This is a genomic window from Parabacteroides sp. PF5-6, assembly GCF_029504695.1.
Lineage (GTDB): Bacteria > Bacteroidota > Bacteroidia > Bacteroidales > Tannerellaceae > QVMG01.
Genome location: NZ_JAQFIN010000004.1, coordinates 304,823 through 323,195, shown reverse-complemented (window position 1 = coordinate 323,195; position 18,373 = coordinate 304,823). Strand labels below are relative to the sequence as shown.

The following is an 18,373-nucleotide window of genomic DNA, read 5'->3' as shown; positions in this document are numbered from 1 at the left end:
CGATAATACGTATAAAGCCGGCGGCCTAAAAAAGCCGCCGGTTTTTTCTGACAAGGTCTCGCTCTCTTATCAAATTTCACTTCAACTACACATTAAATTATCATGAAAAGAATAACTTTTATACTCTTGTCTCTGGTCTTTACATTCTGCCAGGCACAAGCTAATCGACCGGAAGAGGTAAAACCGGTTAAGAATCTGATTGTAATGATCCCCGACGGTTGTTCATTGCCCGTCCTTTCCGTATCCCGCTGGCTGCAATGGTATACGCATCCGGACAAGCCGAATTTGCATATCGATCCCTATCTATGCGGTACGGTCAGCACTTTCTGCTCCAATGCTCCGATCGGCGACTCTGCCCCCACTACCTCCTGCTATATGACCGGGCATCCGAGCCGTTCAGGATATGTCTCCACTTATCCGCTACCCGATCCCGAGAACGATATCTATCCTACAGACCCGAAGCGGGCTTACCAGCCGCTGGTTACCCTGTTGGAAGCCATGAAAATGACACAAAACAAATCCACCGGACTGGTCTTCACCTGCGAATTTCCACAGGCGACTCCGGCCGACTGCTCGTCGCACAGCTATCGCCGGGGAAATTATCATTGGATCGCTCCCCAGATGGTACATAACGATCTGGATGTGGTGATCGGTGGTGGCGTATCCCTGCTTTCTGAGGATATGGAGAAATACTTGATTGACAACGGATATGGTGTCTATCGCGATAATCTGCAGGGGATGCGTGCCGACAAGAATAATAAGATGTGGGCTTTATACGGAGACAGTGAAATGGCATACGACCTCGATCGCAATCCGGACGAGCAGCCTTCGATAGAAGAGATGACACGCAAAGCACTCGAGAAGCTTTCCCGCAATGAAAATGGATTCTTCCTGATGGTTGAAGGCAGTAAAGTGGACTGGGCGGCTCATGTCAACGATCCGGTGGGTATATGTACCGAATTCCTGGCTTTCGACCGTGCCTGTGGTGCTGCTTTGGAGTTCGCCCGCAAAGATGGGGAAACCCTTGTTGTGATCTTGCCCGATCATGGCAACAGCGGGCTCAGCCTGGGCAAATACACCTGTGGGGGATATGACAGGCTGACCAAAGACCAGTTGTTTCATCAGTTTGCACAATACAAACTGACGGCTGACGGCTTTGCGAAAAAAATAAACAGTGAAGCTTTTTCCGAAGTACAGAACATCTTCCGTACGTATGCCGGATTCGAATTATCCGAAGCGGAACTGCATGCTTTAACGCAAATCAAAGATTATAAAAACAGTCCGGTCCCCGCCGAGAACCGTTCTCCTGAAGGGATTGAACCGTCTCTCTACAGCGGATCACTGACTGCCTTCGTTGCTAAACTATTGACTTCAAGAACCTGCTTCGGCTTTACCACAGGTGGGCATACCGGTGAAGAGGTTTTTCTTGCTTCTTACCATCCTGAAGGAACACTGCCATTGGGACGCCATACCAATATTGAGATAAATCAATACATGTGTCAGGCTGTCGGCCTTCCGGTTTCCCTGGATGAGCTGAGCCATCAGGTATTTGCCCACCATACGGATGTGTTCCGGGATTACACCTGTGAAATCATTCCGTCCACTGAAGGGAAAGACTTTCCGACGTTGGTTGTTAAAAACAAAAAGAATAAAAACAAACAACTGACCATTACCCCGTTCACGAATATAGTGAAGGTGGGCCGGAAAGGGCAGGAAGAGATTCACCTCAATTCCGTGATTGTCTATGTCGATGCCAATAATACGTTCTATTTACCGGAGAATCTGACGCAGTACCTGAATTGAGATCAAGAAAAAATCCTTTATCTTTGTAAAGAAGTAAATATCTGATGCCCATGAAAACCTATCTCTCTTTTTTAATCCTGATCTGTACAGCCTTCTCAGGAAAAGCACAGTCGCCTCAGATGATGTTTGGGGACACGTCGCGGACGGGGACTCCGTTTGCGAAGGATCCGCATGTGGTTAACTTTAATGGGCGGTATCTGATGTATTTCTCTATTCCGCCGTTCAAGAATGATCCGGAGTCGGGGTGGAATATTGGGATTGCGGAAAGCCGGGATCTGATCCATTGGGAGAAAATAGGCGAGATTACGCCGGGACCTGATGCGGAATATGAAAAGAAAGGGTTATGTGCGCCCGGGGCTTTGGTACGCGATGGGAAAGTGCATCTTTTCTATCAGACGTATGGCAATGGGCGGAACGATGCGATCTGCCATGCTTCTTCGAAAGATGGCATCCGGTTTGAACGCAATCCGACGAATCCGATCTTTCGTCCGACCGGCGAGTGGAACTGCGGACGGGCGATCGATGCCGAAGTATGCGAATTCAAAGGGCAGTATTTCCTTTACTTTGCTACACGCGATCCGGCGTTTAAGATACAGATGGTAGGCGTAGCCACTGCTCCCGCCGGCACGAATTTCAACCGGGAAGACTGGACACAGGCAGTCGACGCACCGATCCTCTATCCCACCCTACCCTGGGAAGGTGAATGTATCGAAGGGGCTTCGATTACCGAGCAAGGCGGCAAGCTGTATATGTTCTATGCCGGAGCCTACAACAACTGGCCACAACAGGTCGGGGTGGCTACGAGCGATGATGGCCTGCACTGGCAAAGACTCTTCAACGAGCCCTTCCTGCCCAACGGCAAACCGGGTGAATGGAACGAAAGCGAATCCGGACATCCGCATATCTTTACCGATCACGACGGGCGCACTTACCTATTCTTCCAGGGCAACAAAGACAAAGGCCGTAGTTGGTTTCTCTCCCAGAAAGAAGTTTTATGGAAAGACCTTACGCCTTATTTTAAATAATTTATCTTTTAGCTGATTTATTTGCGGTATTTATATACATTTGAGGTGTGCTTTTGGCACACCTCTTTTTTTACGAATTAAACTCTACAGTATGAAAATCAAAAAACGCGCCTTGACCGCATGCGCATTATTACTCTTTCCCTTTTACGGGATGCTGGGGCAGGAAATCCTGAACCCGATCCCATTCAATGAAGTGACGTTGGAAGACCATTTTTGGCTGCCCCGCTTAGTGAGGCAAAAGGAGGTATTGGTGCCTTTTGCTTTGGAAAAAACGGAACCGGCCGTTGAGAACCTGCGCCGGACGGGTAGTTACCTGAAAGGCATACCCGATGAACTGCCTTTCACGCACCGCTTTGTCTCTTCCGACCTCTATAAGGTGATGGAAGGGGCGGCTTACCTGTTGAAGTTGGAAAAGGATCCCGAACTGGAAAAGAAGATGGACCATATCATCGATATCATTGCCGAGGCGCAGCAGCCGGATGGCTATAACTACGAGTCGCATATCACCAAAGTGGCCAAGCACGATATGAACGGGATGGGAGAAACACCTTATTCTTATGTGGTGCACAGCCACGAGCTCTACAATATGGGGCATATGTACGAAGGGGCTATTGCTTACTACCAGGCCACGGGCAAAGATAAATGGCTACGGGTAGCCGAAGCCAATGCACGCCATATCAACAAGGTATTCTTTGAAGGAGATCCGAACTATAATAGCGGTAAGCCGGTCAACCAGGCACCCGGACATCAGGAGATCGAACTGGCCTTGGTGAAGCTCTTCCGGGTAACCGGCGACAGCCTATACCTTCAGATGGCAAAGAAATTCATTGATATCCGGGGCGTCACCTACCGGCCGGAAGGGCGGGGCACTATGGCTCCCGAATACGCGCAGCAGCATCTGCCCGTCAGAGAGCAGAGCCAGGCAGTGGGACATGCCGTACGTGCCACCTATCTCTATTCGGGCATGGCCGATGTCAGTGTATATACCCACGACCCTTCACTCCGTCCGGCATTGGATCGTATCTGGCATAATATTGTGGATACGCGTATGCATATCACCGGTGGACTGGGCGCGGTGCATGGCATCGAAGGGTTTGGTCCCGAATATGAACTGCCCAACCAGGAAGCGTTCTGCGAAACCTGTGCTGCCGTGGGAAATGTGTTCTTTAATCACCGGATGTTCCTGATGGAGAAAGACGGGAAATATATGGATGTAGCGGAAGTGGCATTATTAAATAATGTATTGGCGGGGGTCAACCTCGAAGGGAACCGTTTCTTCTACCTCAATCCTTTGGAGGCCGACGGCATCAAACCGTTCAATCATGGGATGCGTGGCCGTTCGCCCTGGTTCGGCACGGCTTGTTGTCCTTCCAACCTGGCACGTCTGATCCCACAGGTGCCGGGACTGATGTATGCCACTACGGGCGATGAGATCTATTGCTCTTTTTATGCCGGAAGTCATACAACACTTGCCCTGGAGAAAGGGAACGTTCAACTGAAGCAGACCACCGCCTATCCTTTTGGCGAAACGATCCGTTGGGAAGTCACACCGGAGAAAAACGGACACCGCTTCGCCATGAAACTGAGGATACCGACCTGGACAGGCAATCAGTTTGTGCCGGGCGAATTATACCATTACCTCCACGCCCAGCCTTCGGGGTGGAGCATCAAAGTGAACGGTAAAGAGGTGAAAGCCGACCTCGATAAAGGATTCGCCACCGTCAACCGTTCCTGGAAGAAAGGGGATGTAGTCGAGCTGACACTGCCTATGCCTTTGCGTTATTCGAAAGCGATCGAAAAGGTGGAAGCCGACAGAGGCCGCCTCTGCCTGACACGCGGACCGTTGGTGTATTGTGCGGAAGGGATAGACAATGAAGATCGCCTGCCGAATGTATTTATCACGAACACCTCCAGGTCAGCCGACTATTCCACTTATACCGATGGACTGATGCAGGGCATTCCGCAGGTAAAGATCCCGGCGTATGAAAAGACCACGGCCGGGAATAAAGAGATCCGATTGACGCTGCTGCCCTATTACGCCTGGGATAACCGTGGCGATGGCAGTATGATGGTCTGGTTTCCGGAATCGGATCAGACACAAGCCTATGTCGATCGCCACCTGCAGCTGCATGGCAAATACAAGGCGCTTGAAGCGTCACACACCTATTCGGGCGATAATTTAGTGGCCGTGGCCGACAATAAAGTGCCAGCCTCTTCATCCGACCGGTCGGCCTATCGCTGGACCAGTTGGGGCGAGCAGGGCAAAGAGCAATGGATCACGGTCACCTTAGACAAACCGACGGATATACAAAGCGTCTCCGTCTATTGGTACGATGATAACGGCGGCACGCAAGTGCCCCGGGAATGGTCGTTGGAATATGATGCCGACGGGCAATGGGAGACGTTCCCGCTTTACCTGACGGATGCTTACAACCTTTTCAAAGACCAGTTCAATATGGTGCATCCTGGAAGACAGGTGGTTACTGATAAGATTAAGATACGGATGAAGCCGCAGCCGGAGAAGGCGGTAGGGGTTTGTGAGATCAATATAGAGAATAATGATTAATGATTAATGGTTAATTATCAGATGGAAGTCAGCAATCCAGTATCTCGGTGTCCTCGCCTGGTCAGGCGAGGGGGACCACTGCTTGCAGTGGTGGAGTGGTTGTCTTTATTTATGGGAACAACCGCCCCACCGCTGCAAGCAGCGGTCCCCCCCGCCTGACCAGGCGGGGAAGCTTAGATAGCTTATTTGTGTCTTTCAATATTATATACCTAAAAACATCAACTAACAATATATCATGAAAAGAACATTTCTAATCATTCTTTCATTGTTTGCTGCCGGCACATTAGCCCTGGCAAACCCCACTTCGGAGGAGAACCTGAGTGGTAATTATAGGAACAACCGTGCTCCGCTGATTACGAAACCGTATGTTGCACTGCCTATCGGCACGATCAAACCTTCCGGCTGGCTCGAAGAGCAACTGAACCGGATGGCTACGGGCATGACCGGCCATATGGACACGATCTATCCGCAGGTAATGGGCGAGCGCAACGGATGGCTCGGTGGCGACGGCGATGTATGGGAACGCGGACCGTACTGGATCGACGGTTTACTACCACTGGCCTATATCCTGGACGACAAAGCATTGATCGAGAAGGTACAGCCCTGGATCGAATGGACCCTGGCTTCACAGAAGCCCAACGGATACTTCGGTCCGGATACCGACCGACCGCATGAACCGGGCTTGCAACGTGACAACTCACACGACTGGTGGCCTAAGATGGTGGTATTGAAGATCATGCAGCAATACTATTCGGCAACCGCCGACCAGCGCGTGATCCCTTTCCTGACCAACTATTTCAAATACCAGTTGCAGGAGTTGCCCAAAACGCCACTGGGGCATTGGACCTTCTGGGGCGAGCAACGGGGTGGCGACAACCTGATGGTGGTCTACTGGCTGTATAACATCACCGGCGATCAGTTCCTGCTCGAACTGGGTGAATTGATCCATAAACAGACTTTGGACTGGACCGATATCTTCCTGCATCAGGATCATCTCAGACGGCAACATAGCCTGCATTGTGTCAATCTGGCTCAGGGCTTCAAAGAACCGGTGATCTATTTCCAACAAAACAAAGACCCGAAACAGATCCAAGCCGTGAAGAAAGCCGTGACCGATATGCGCACGACCATCGGCTTCCCTACCGGATTGTGGGCAGGCGATGAGCTCCTGCGTTTCGGGAATCCGAATCTCGGTTCCGAACTCTGTACGGCGGTCGAGATGATGCTTTCCTTGGAAAAGATACTCGAGATCACCGGCGACGTGCAATGGGCCGATCATCTGGAACGGGTGACTTACAATGCCCTGCCGACGCAGATCACCGACGACTTCTCCGCCCGTCAGTATTATCAACAGATCAATCAGATAGCGATCGACCGGCATTGGCGTGATTTCGTGACACCGCATGAAGACACGGATAATCTCCACGGTATCCTCTGCGGCTATCCCTGTTGCACGTCGAACCTGCACCAGGGCTGGCCGAAGTTTGTGCAAAACCTGTGGTATGCCACGGCCGATAATGGCATCGCCGCCCTGGTGTATGCCCCTTCCAGCGTGAAAGCCAAAGTGGCGAACGGCACAGAGGTGCAGATCACCGAAGAGACAGCCTATCCGTTTGAAGAAGCGATCCAGTTCACCATCAATTTCACGGACAAGAAGACAAAGAAAGCCTTCTTCCCTTTCCACCTGCGCGTACCGGCCTGGTGCAAGCAACCCGTGGTGAAGTTGAACGGAAACGTAATCGCAGCCGAAGCCTACACCGGAGAGATCCTGCGCCTCAACCGCGAATGGCAGAACGGCGATCGCTTAACCCTTGAATTACCGATGCATCTGGAAGCCACGTATTGGTTCGACGGCGCGGCGGTGATCGAAAGAGGACCGCTGGTTTACGCCCTGAAGATGAACGAGAAATGGGAAAAGAAAACCATGGAGCCGGAAAAGGCTGGCCAGTACGGCGAATGGTATTACGAAGTGACTTCGGATAGTCCGTGGAACTACGCCTTAAGTACGCGCCAGCTCCGTCCGGAAAACATCAACGATCACTTTAAAGTGGTGCAATCGGGCACTGTATCCCGTTACCCCTGGACGCTTGAAGATGCTCCGATCACCATCAAAGGCAAAGGACGCCCCATCCCCAGCTGGCAGGCCTACAGAGGATCAGCCGGTTCTGTTCCTTATTTCACCCAGCAAGGTCCCGACAGCACGGACGAAGTAGAGATCGAATTGATCCCGTTCGGTTGCACGACGCTGCGCATTACGGAATTCCCGGTGAGAAACTACTAAGAAGAAATTATGAATTATGAGTTATGAATTATGAGAAAAGGGGGACACCAAACTTCTCATAATTCATAATTCATAATTTTCTTCCTCTCTTGACCCCTATCTCTCCCGGCATTGGAAGTTGAGCCTACGGGGCGGCTTCCTTCTGCGCTTTAGTCTGCGTCATCTGCGTGCCCTATTATCATCAAGGATGGAACCCTCCCAAAAGGCCGCCGGAGTTTTCCAAAAGGCCGGCAGGGTTTTTCAAAAGGCCGGCGGCCTTTTCTAAAAGGCTGCCGGCCTTTTTCGGGAAGGTCTGTCGTTTATAACGATATTCTTTTATCTTTCACCCGAAACACTGATCAATACAGGGATCTGGCGATCGGGTGAAAGGTGAAAGAGGGGTGCGAAACTTTTATGTGTACCCTTCAAAATAAACTACCGGTAGTTTGCGAACAAACTACCGGTAGTTTGTTCGCAAACTACTAATACTTTATTCACAAGGTACTGGTAGTTTAAAAAGAGGGTGTAAAAGCTATACCGCCGGCAGGCTCATGCCGGTGATTTTTCGGTAGAGATCGAGGGCATACACGTCGGTCATGCCCGAGATATAATCCAACACACACTGGATCTTGCCGTAGGTGGTCGGCACCTGGGTATCGTATTGGTCGGGGATGCGGTGAAGCAGCAGTTTGCTATACGTACTCTTCCGGCTCATCACCGCTTCGGTCAACAGGCTGATCAGTTGGCTAAAGATCCGGTAACCTGCCAATTCCACATCGACCACCTCATGGGATTGGTAGATCTTCTTATAAGCCATAGCCGAACATTCCGCATACGCCTTCCGCGCCGGATCGCATATATGATCGATCAATGGACCGATGGGGATACCCCGCAGGATACTTTCTTCTTTTTCCATAAAAACACGGGAACATTCCTCGACCAACAGGCCGATGATGCTGGAACGCAGATAGGCAATCTGCTCATTGGCATCATCCACCATCCGCATCACGCGGAGGATACGTTCACGCTTTTCCCCTTCGAAGAAATTCAACAGGTAACCGATCGCTTCGTCTTTGGTCAGGATATGCAGTTTGCAGGCATCCTCGATATCCATCACCTGGTAACAGATATCATCGGCTGCCTCCACCAGGTAAACCAACGGATAGCGGGCATACTTATTCGGGTTCTCACTGTCGGGGCAGATGCCCAGTTCCTCGATGATCTTATGGAATGTTTCTTCTTCCGACTGGAAATAGCCAAACTTCCCTTTGGGCGCCGCGTATTCGGAAGAATAAGGATATTTGATAATCGAAGCCAGTGTACTATAGGTCAAAGCAAATCCGCCTTTGCGCCTTCCGATAAACTGATGCGTCAATAGGCGAAGCGCATTGGCATTGCCTTCGAAATGCAGGAAATCTTCCCAACGGCCCCCCTCGGCTTGCACCTGTTCTTTCCACTTCTCTCCGAACCCTCCTTCGGCAAAGAAAGCGGAGATTGCCCGTTCACCGGAATGCCCGAACGGCGGATTACCCATATCATGCGCCAGGCAGGCAGCGGAAACGATCGAACCGATATCGGAGAAGTTCGCCTCCAGCCCGGGATATTTCTTTTGCAGTTCACGCCCGATATTCATGCCCAAGGAGCGTCCGACACACGACACCTCCAGGCTGTGCGTCAACCGGTTGTGCACAAAGATATGTCCCGGCAGCGGAAACACCTGTGTCTTATTCTGCAATCGACGAAAAGGAGAAGAGAAGATCAATCGATCATAATCCCTTTGAAAGTCCGTGCGATCATGCTTCCGATCGCTATACTCTTCCATCCCCAAACGCTTATCGGAAAGTAGTTGTGTCCAGTTCATAAATCTATTATCTACCTTATAGAGAACAGTCATTCATCCGCAAAGGTAGGGAATAATAAAACAGCCCGTACGATTTTTGCCCATTCTTTGAGGGATTCTTCGGGCCAGGTGGCGGTTGGGTCGGTGCCGACGTGCAGCATGGAGCAGCTCTCGTCTTTTCCGGAGACCGACCAGGCGACCCAGCTGAGCTGTTGTTTATTCATCCAGTCGATGTAGGCGTTCCACTCCGTTTGGTCGATCGGGCCGTCGCCGGTAGCTTCCATGCCGGCACATTCGGAGATAAAGACCGGCAGGCCTTTCGACAAGGCATAGTCGGTACGGTCGCGTAGCCATTGTTTATGCGTGCCGGCGTAGAAATGCATCACATACATCAGGTTCGCGTAACCGGTGATCGGATCGTCTGCCGCCAGATGGATGTCCTGGCACCAATGCGGATTGCCGACCAGGATAATATTATCGGGATCGATCGCGCGGATGGTTCGGATCAACTCGATGGAATAGGCCTTGACCTCATCCCAGGATTGGTGAACCGGTTCGTTGAACAGTTCGTAGATGACATTCGGCGAGTCTTTATACTTCTCGGCAACGATCCGGAAAAAGGTTTTGGCTTCTTCCAACCGGATGCCGTGGCTATGCCAGTCGATAATCACATACACACCCTGCTCGATGGCCGCGTCGACCACCTGAGTAAGGCATTGCATGGCGCGCTGCGGATTGCTGATATACCCTCCGTCGGGCTCCACACCGATAGCGGCACGTACGACGGTTGCTTTCCAGTCGTTGGCAATCTGCCGGACGGCATTGGCATTATAATAACCCGCCCACCAGTTGTGCCACCCCAAACTAACGCCGCGCAAGATTAAAGGTTCTCCCTTTTCATCGACCAATTGCACACCGTCGACCGATAACCGGCCATGCCGCTCCACGATTGTTTCTTTATCCGCCGCGTAAGACAGGAAACTCAGACCCAAAAGAAGGCATAATAGATAGATGTATCGCATCATACTGAATTTATTTTTCGTCCAATAATTGTTGAGCCGCCAAGACCAGGAACATATAGTGGGAAGAGCCACCTCCCATCACATATTCAACCTGTTGCCACAGGTAAGGGAAGGTGAGCAGTTCCGGGAAGTCGGGGCGGATCAATGCCGTACCCGACACCACCCCACCGGGGATATACGACCAATCGGCACGATTCAACCCGTAGCCCACCGTAGCCGAGACGGCTCCGATGCCCGAAGCAAACGAAGCGGTGTTCGTTCCCGGATGACAGCCCAGGATAAAGTTGAGCGCGTTGTAGATATATTCCGGCCCGAAGAGATCGGGATAAGCCGTATGCAGGAAATAGTGGCGATAGCCGAAGGCCTGAATGTCCCAGCCGGCGCCCCAGATATGCGGGCGGTAAGGAATGCCGTAAGGAGTTTCGGCACCCTGCTTTTCCAGCTCCGTTCGGAAACCGGCCAACGCTTCACGTATCGCTTTGGTGAAGTTTTGATCATTCATCTTCTTTTCGGCACGGGCGATAAACCAGCCCACGCGTTCGATGTTTTGCGTGATGAACGCCTGCTCTTGCAAGAGATAGTCTTTGTACGGCTGTTCGCCAGTCGTCAGATAGAGTTCAGCTGCCGCATGCACCTTCGCCGAACGGGAGCGCGCCGTCTCTTTCGTCACCTCGAAAAGTTCACGGGCACAGGCGAGCGCCTGCACACTCAACGTATCATTGAACCCTTTCAGTACGCGGGAAGCGGCCGCCATCTGCGCGGCGGTAGTCAGTTCCCGGTTGGGATTGTCTTCCGTAAACACCCAGCGGTCGTCCGCATTGCCGATCTGATTATCGGTCATTGCCGCCGCATCGCCCAGCATCACGTATTGTCGCAGATCGTTACAGATAATGCCCCGGTAGAGCCGGCCCAACGCACGGTATCCACCGACCACCGTCAGCGCCCCGTTCTCGACCTGCTGCAGAAGATCCGCTTTCCCATCGGGCTGATGAATCTCAGTGATTCGTCCGATCTGATCGATAGCCGTCGCATCGTAATCCACACCAAAAGCTTCATACGCCAGGGCGAGGATATAAGTTTCACCGGCTTGCGACTCGACCCGGAGATCAAAGTCACCCGCATCATGCCACCCTCCGATATTCAGTCCGGGAACAATATCCCCGGGAGTATACTTTGTCAACGTAGAAGCTCCCTGCACATAGCCGTCGATATGGTTGAAACCGACAGGAGCCATCCGGGCATCATCGAAATGACAACCGTCATGCCATACCCGGTATTTCTCATTCACCCGCATGTGGCACATCTGTACCGGCAGGAAATACTCCAGCACCGGCTGCCATACCCCACGATCGTACACATCTTTTGAAATACGGAAGATCGACGAAGCGGCATCCCCATAATAAACCTGGTAAAGGCCTTCTTCTTTTACGGCTGAAAAGTCAAACTTCAGGTAGTTATAACGCAGAAACTGTCCCCACTCCTCGCCTTCGGCAACCGTTACCTCTTTCTCTCCTTCGGCAGTGATCCGGCGGAGCGACGGCTTCAACCGTCGTTGATCGCGTTTATCCAGTTCGATCACCGCCACCTTCGGCTGGTTGGGATGATACCCAATCTGGGAAGTCTGTACCACAGGCGTATACACCCAGTCAGGCACCACGTTCGGCGTAATAATCCACTTGATGGCTTCTTTGGTTTTACCCGCGGGCACCTCACTGCGCACGACAAACCAACCGTTATTGTGGTTCATCCGTCCATCGTACAGTTTCAATTCGCTACCCAGTGCTTCGATCGTATATTTATTGTAGGGATCATCGGGTCGCACGGTAAAGCGACGTCCCGTGGCATAAGGTTCGGAAACAATATCATCAGCAATGATCGGGCTATAGCCTTGCCCCGCCAATTGCGCGGCGGAAGCTTTTCCTTCCGGATTGAAATCACCCGGATGCGAATGATTCGCCGGTTCGTAACGCGTCGGTCCGTTGGGCTGTTGCGGGAAGATGCCCGTTTGTTCATCCATGATCCAGGGCTTGCCAAAGAGTGCACCGGGGAAAAGCTCCAGATTAAAACCGACCTTGCCCAGGAATGCTTCCGGCACGGGGCGGTCGAGATCGACGGTAACAACGACCGAGCCGCCTTCTCCCTTGACGGTAACCGTATAATCAAACACCAGATCGGGATAGATCATCGGATTGAAGCCAGTCATGTGACGGGAAGAATCGGGGAAACTCAAATAAGCCGTGAGGGTATTGGCTGTCAGATCCAGCGAACGGTTTCGCTGTTTGGGCACCGGTTGCCACTGTCCGGGAGCCGGTTCCAGGCGGATATCGCCATTGGTTGCCACCCGGTGTCCATGCATAATCAATGAAACACCCCCTTGATGACCTTCGGGATAGATATCATCGAAGCCCATCACATCCACTCCCTGGTTACGGAAATAACCGTTATCGCCCAATTTAAACTCCTGTGCCGCGGCCGGAACGAAGCCGACAAATAGAATAAGGCACACCATATTCAGTAGTCTTTTCATACGTACAAAAATAGTATATCCTCCGAAAGCCCTACATTACTTTTTGATAACAATCACCTCCCGAAATGTTGCCTGTGGGGATGACAGACCGACAGTTTACTCAAAAAAGGAGTTCGCCTTTCCCCTGGCGGATGATCTCGAATTCATCCGTCGTACAATCGACGACCGTCGAGGCTTCCGTGCCACCGTATCCGCCGTCGATAATGAGATCCACGGTATCTTCGTATTTCTCATCGATCAGTTCGGGGTCTGTGGAGTATTCGATCACATCATCCTCATCGTGGATCGACATCGTAAGGATCGGATTACCCAGCACATGGACCAGTTCGCGCACAATCGTATTGTCCGGAACCCGGATACCGACTTCTTTTTTATGTTTATAAATCTTGGGCAGTTCGTTACTGGTGGGAAGAATAAAGGTGAACGGCCCCGGCAGGTTCTTTTTCATCAGTTTGAATACGGTATTACTCACCTTGGCGTATTCACTGATGTTCGACAGATCGTAACAGATGATCGACAGATTATTCTTTTGCGGATTCACCCCTTTCATCTGGCAGATCTTCTCCACCGCACGGACATTCAACGCATCACAACCGATCGCATAGACCGTATCCGTCGGATAAATAACCAAACCGCCATCGCGCAATACATTCACGACACGATCAATCTCCCTGGGGTTGGGATTCTCGGGGTAAATCTTGACTAACATCTCTTTTTTCTGCTTTCAGCAAAGGTATGTCTTTTTGTTCCACCCCGTTCTATTTAGTGGAACAAAAGTTTCTCCTGGGAGAAACTTTTGTTTCATGTAGGATAAACTACTGTTTACCCATAGATAATATTTCCATTTTCATCCATATACTCTTCCAAGCCTTTGCTGTATTGGTTCATTGCGCGCAGGCTCATGCCCATGCTGGAGAAGCCGCCGTCGTGGAAGAGGTTCTGCATGGTCACCTTACGCGTCAGGTCGGAGAAGAGGGTGATGCAATAGTTGGCACATTCTTCTGCTGTGGCATTTCCCAACGGGCTCATCTTATCGGAGAAGTCCATCAGGTGATCCATACCTTTCACACCGCTACCGGCCGTGGTGATGGTCGGGGATTGGGAGATCGTATTGATACGCACATGCTTCTCCCGTCCGTAGATATACCCGAAGCTGCGGGCGATCGATTCCAACAGGCTTTTGGCATCCGCCATATCATTGTATCCGAAGAATGTCTTCTGCGCCGCCACATAACTCAGGGCAACAACCGAGCCGTACTCCGCAATGGCATCCTGTTTCTTTGCTACCTGTAACATCTTATGAAAAGAGACGGCGGAGATATCCAATGTCTTCTCCAACATATTGTAGTCCAGATCATCATACGTGCGTTTCTTCCGCACGTTCGGACTCATACCGATGGAGTGAAGGACAAAATCGATCTTTCCACCCAATATCTCAACAGACTTGGAAAATACCCTTTCCAAATCTTCCACGTTCGTCGCATCCGCCGGGATAACTTCTGCATTCAGCTTTTCAGCTAACGCGTTCAATTCACCCATGCGCAACGCCATCGGTGTATTACTTAAAGTCAGGATTGCCCCTTCTTCGACAGCTTTCTCTGCCACTTTCCAGGCTATAGACATTTCATTCAGCGCACCGAATATGATGCCCCGCTTGCCTTTCAATAAATTATGACTCATACCTTTTCTATTTAAAACCTGCACAAAGGTACGCATAATGGGGGAGATACGCAATTGAGGTCAATCACTCCCTATAATACACCCGCTTAACGCGTGGGGAGATGGAGGTCAGGATCTCATAGGGGATGGTATCTAATTTGGCGGCTAATTCCTGGACGGGTAACTCTTCGCCAAAGAGGATGATGGGGTCGCCTTCACGGGCATCCGTATCGGTGACATCGATCAGGCAGGTGTCCATGCAGATGTTTCCGACAATGGGGCAGCGTTTGCCTTTGATATAGACTTCTCCCCGTCCGTTTCCCAGGTGACGATCCAAGCCATCGGCATAACCGATCGGGAGAATCGCGATGCGGGAGTCGCGCGGCATAAACGTTTTCCGGTTATAGCCTACAGAGTCGCCGGCGGGCACTTCCTGTATTTGCAGGATCGTAGTCTTCAGGGTGCTTACATTCTTCAAGCCGGACTGCCCGGAGGCGCTGACGCCATACAAACCCAATCCCAACCGCACCATATCCATTTGGCTGTCGGCAAAACGCTCGATGCCGGCGGAGTTCAGGATATGCTTGATTACTTTATATTCCAAGCCTTGTTCGAGTGCGAGGGCAGCCTTTTCATAGCACTCGACCTGTTGGTGCGTGAACTCATCCAATGCCGCTTCATCACTGCCGGCCAGGTGGGAGAAGAGGCTGCGTACTTTGACACCGCTTTGTCTTTTTATCCGTTCGATAATCTCCGGGATATCCTGGGGTTGGAAACCCAAACGGTGCATGCCCGTATCCAGTTTGATATGGATCGGATAGAAGGTCATGCCCCGGCGTTCCGTTTCCCGGATCACGGCATCCAACAGGCGAAAGCTATACACTTCGGGCTCCAGATAGTTTTCCAACAGGACATTGAAACTGCTGAATTCCGGGTTCATCACAATGATCGGGATAGAGATCCCGGCTTTCCGCAAGGCTTCCCCTTCATCGGCCAAAGCGACGGCCAGATAGTCGCAACGATGCTCCTGCAGGGTCTTTGCGATCTCATAAGAGCCGGCACCATAGCCGAATGCTTTGACCATACAGGCCATCTTGGTCTCCGGCTTCAATCGGGAGCGGTAATAGTTCACATTGTGTACGATCGCATCCAGGTTCACTTCCAGAATGGTCTCATGCACCTTCTTCTCCAGCAGTTCACTGATCTGTTCAAAATGGAAACGGCGGGAGCCTTTGATCAATACAAGCTCTTTATGGAAGTTCTTCCACTTCCCGGACCGGATGAATTCTTCCGTTGTCTGATAAAACTCCTTTTCCATATCGAACAGATGTTCGAAAGAGGCCAGATCGCGTCCGATACCCACCAACCGTTGCACGCCTTTGCGATGAATCAGATCGGCCACCTTCTTGTAGAGCGACTTCGGCAAGGTGCCTGTCTGCAGGATATCCGAAAGGATCAGTGTGCTCTTCATCTTCTTGTCTACCTTCCGCGATTGCTGGAAAGAGAGGGCGATATCCAACGAATTGATATCCGAGTTATAGGTATCGTTGATCAGCATGCAGTTATTGATCCCTTGTTTGATATTCAAGCGCATATCGACCGGTTCCAGGCGGGAGAACTTCGCGATATCATTGATGCTGCTCGGCTTGAGACAGAGCATCACCGCCAGGCAATGGATCACATTCTCGATCGAGGCATCGTCGTCGAAAGGGATGGTAAACTGCCGGTCGATCCCAAACAAGACGCAGGTGAGTGTCGTCGCCCCTTCTTTCTTCACGATGGAGGAGATATAAAGCGGCGCCTCTTTGTCTGTCCGGCTCCATCCCACGGCTTTATGGGAGAGCAATGCCGATTCGATATTATGCGAGAGGATCGCGTCGTCGCCATTGTAAATGATTGCCTCCGCCTCGGCAAAGAGCTGGAGCTTCTCCTGGCATTTCTGGTTCAGGGACAAGAAGTTTTCCTGATGCGCTTCCCCCAGATTGGTGATCAGTCCGATCTTCGGTGCAATAATGGGTTGCAGCCGTTCCATCTCATCGGGTTGCGAGATCCCGGCTTCAAAGATGCCTAAGGTATGCTTCTCATTCATCTCCCAGACGGAGAGCGGCACGCCGATCTGTGAATTGTAACTCCGGGGCGAACGCACGATATGAAACTCATCATGGAGCAATTGATAAAGAAACTCCTTCACAATGGTCTTCCCGTTGCTGCCGGTAATGCCGATCACGGGAATATCAAACCGTTTCCGGTGGAAAGCAACCAGCTTCTGCAACGCTTTGACCGTATCTTTGACCAAAAGGAAATTGGCGTCCGGCAGCGTTTCGAACACCGGCAGCATCTCGCTGACCACAAAGTTCCGGACACGCAATTTATAAAGCTCTTCAATATATTTATGTCCGTCGTTCGTTTTCGTACGTAAAGCAAAAAAAAGGCTTTCTTCGGGGAAAGATAAACGGCGGCTGTCGGTCAGTAAGATACTGATCGAATCCTCGTTCCACTTCCCGGAGCGTATACCCAGGATCCGGGCTATCTCTTTTATTTTATATTCCATGTTGTTCCAAATTATGAATTATGAATTATGAATTATGAGATATGTCATTGGCTCTATCTCTCATAATTCATAATTCATAATTCTTGCCCGCAGGGCAAGTTCTTCGTTACGAAGATCAAAGTACGGAAATTTCTGATGAAGTTGTTCCATCTTTAACAAAGTTTGATGGATGAAACGTTTATAGGCTTCGCTCTCGGGCTGAAACGGCTTATGCCGGATGGCTTTTTGTATTTCTTTCCATATATTAAGAATTGTCTTTGCCTCTTCCGACAGGCTGTCCGCCGCGAAGCGTTCCCAGATATAATCGATCGCCTGAGCCGACGGATGCAGCATGTCTTCGGCATAAAAGCGGTAGTCGCGCAACTCATCCATCAGGATCTCATACGCCGGGAAATACGAGAGTTGCTCGGGGAACAACTGTTGCAAGCGATCGACCGCCAGCAAGAGTGTCGCCTTACTCAGTTGATTGCCATGCGCCCCGTCTTTCCAATGGCGGATAGGGCTGACGGTAAACCAGAGTTTGAGCTTCGCATTATGCTCCCACAAGGCATACAACAGGGCAGTCCATTCCTCCACAATGGCCTCTACACTGAGTCGCTCGCGGACAAAAAGCTCATCCGGCAGTTGGTGACAGTTGGCCACTACCTGCCCGGTTGTCTTCAACCGATAGACATACGCCGAGCCGAAAGTGACCACCGCCCGCGTCGTATGCCGCAGTTCTTCCGCCGCCTGTTCCAACCGGTTATTGATCTGCGCCAAAGTTTCTTCCGCCGACACGCAAGAGAAGCGGCTATGGTGCGAAAAGCTATGATACACCCCGTCCCGATCGAAAAGATCGGCTGCCGTATACCGCTCCGGACGGATCAACCGACGGATGGCCGAAGCCACCGACGCCGGATTGTACAACGTGCCGAAAGGATTCAGTTCGACTTTGAATTTATTCTCTTCCAACCGACGGCCTATATGCTCCGCGAAACAGGAGCCCAATAATAGGATCGAATCCGCATGGGAAAGATGAAAGGCTGCCGGGGAATGTGTTACTTTGGTATAGAGTTCCATATCCAATATTCTTTTATATTTCGAAAGCTACCTCTTTTTTATTGTTTGACAGCTATCGAAC

11 protein-coding genes are annotated in these 18,373 nt (G+C 51.0%); 4 read left to right on the top strand and 7 right to left on the bottom strand.

Annotated elements, in window-relative coordinates; translation table 11 throughout:
• Window positions 1-102: 102 nt before the first annotated feature.
• From M2133_RS07190 to M2133_RS07175, 4 genes are all read left to right on the top strand, one after another.
• On the top strand, window positions 103-1,803 hold the full coding sequence (locus M2133_RS07190) for an alkaline phosphatase (RefSeq protein WP_277465349.1): 1,701 nt from the start codon (window positions 103-105) through the stop codon (window positions 1,801-1,803).
• Window positions 1,804-1,853: 50 nt separating this feature from the next.
• Window positions 1,854-2,828 carry a family 43 glycosylhydrolase gene (locus M2133_RS07185; RefSeq protein ID WP_277465348.1) on the top strand — a complete coding sequence of 325 codons (975 nt, stop codon included), beginning with the start codon at window positions 1,854-1,856 and terminating at the stop codon, window positions 2,826-2,828.
• 151 nt (window positions 2,829-2,979) lie between these two features.
• The gene (locus M2133_RS07180; protein ID WP_277465436.1) at window positions 2,980-5,394 is read left to right on the top strand and encodes a beta-L-arabinofuranosidase domain-containing protein; all 2,415 of its coding nucleotides are present in this window, start codon (window positions 2,980-2,982) and stop codon (window positions 5,392-5,394) included.
• A gap of 235 nt (window positions 5,395-5,629) precedes the next feature.
• Window positions 5,630-7,675 (top strand): beta-L-arabinofuranosidase domain-containing protein, encoded by a 2,046-nt coding sequence (locus M2133_RS07175; protein WP_277465347.1) that lies wholly within the window; start codon window positions 5,630-5,632, stop codon window positions 7,673-7,675.
• Window positions 7,676-8,186: 511 nt separating this feature from the next.
• Here the strand turns inward: M2133_RS07175 and dgt are convergent.
• The 7 genes from dgt to M2133_RS07140 form a co-directional block, all read right to left on the bottom strand.
• Window positions 8,187-9,515, bottom strand: a complete 1,329-nt coding sequence (dgt, locus tag M2133_RS07170) for a dGTP triphosphohydrolase (RefSeq protein WP_277465346.1) — start codon at window positions 9,513-9,515, stop codon at window positions 8,187-8,189.
• Window positions 9,516-9,544: 29 nt separating this feature from the next.
• Window positions 9,545-10,519: a glycoside hydrolase family 5 protein gene (locus M2133_RS07165; RefSeq protein ID WP_277465345.1), complete on the bottom strand. Its 975-nt coding sequence runs from the start codon at window positions 10,517-10,519 to the stop codon at window positions 9,545-9,547.
• Window positions 10,520-10,526: 7 nt separating this feature from the next.
• Window positions 10,527-13,043 carry a glycoside hydrolase family 9 protein gene (locus tag M2133_RS07160; RefSeq protein ID WP_277465344.1) on the bottom strand — a complete coding sequence of 839 codons (2,517 nt, stop codon included), beginning with the start codon at window positions 13,041-13,043 and terminating at the stop codon, window positions 10,527-10,529.
• Between the two features lie 100 nt (window positions 13,044-13,143).
• Window positions 13,144-13,752 carry an L-threonylcarbamoyladenylate synthase gene (locus tag M2133_RS07155; protein ID WP_277465343.1) on the bottom strand — a complete coding sequence of 203 codons (609 nt, stop codon included), beginning with the start codon at window positions 13,750-13,752 and terminating at the stop codon, window positions 13,144-13,146.
• Between the two features lie 113 nt (window positions 13,753-13,865).
• Window positions 13,866-14,723 carry an SDR family oxidoreductase gene (locus tag M2133_RS07150; RefSeq protein ID WP_277465342.1) on the bottom strand — a complete coding sequence of 286 codons (858 nt, stop codon included), beginning with the start codon at window positions 14,721-14,723 and terminating at the stop codon, window positions 13,866-13,868.
• Between the two features lie 64 nt (window positions 14,724-14,787).
• Window positions 14,788-17,253, bottom strand: coding sequence for a bifunctional UDP-N-acetylmuramoyl-tripeptide:D-alanyl-D-alanine ligase/alanine racemase (locus tag M2133_RS07145; protein WP_277465341.1), 2,466 nt, complete (start codon window positions 17,251-17,253; stop codon window positions 14,788-14,790).
• A gap of 60 nt (window positions 17,254-17,313) precedes the next feature.
• Window positions 17,314-18,312, bottom strand: coding sequence for a GSCFA domain-containing protein (locus tag M2133_RS07140; RefSeq protein WP_277465340.1), 999 nt, complete (start codon window positions 18,310-18,312; stop codon window positions 17,314-17,316).
• Window positions 18,313-18,373 lie beyond the last annotated feature (61 nt).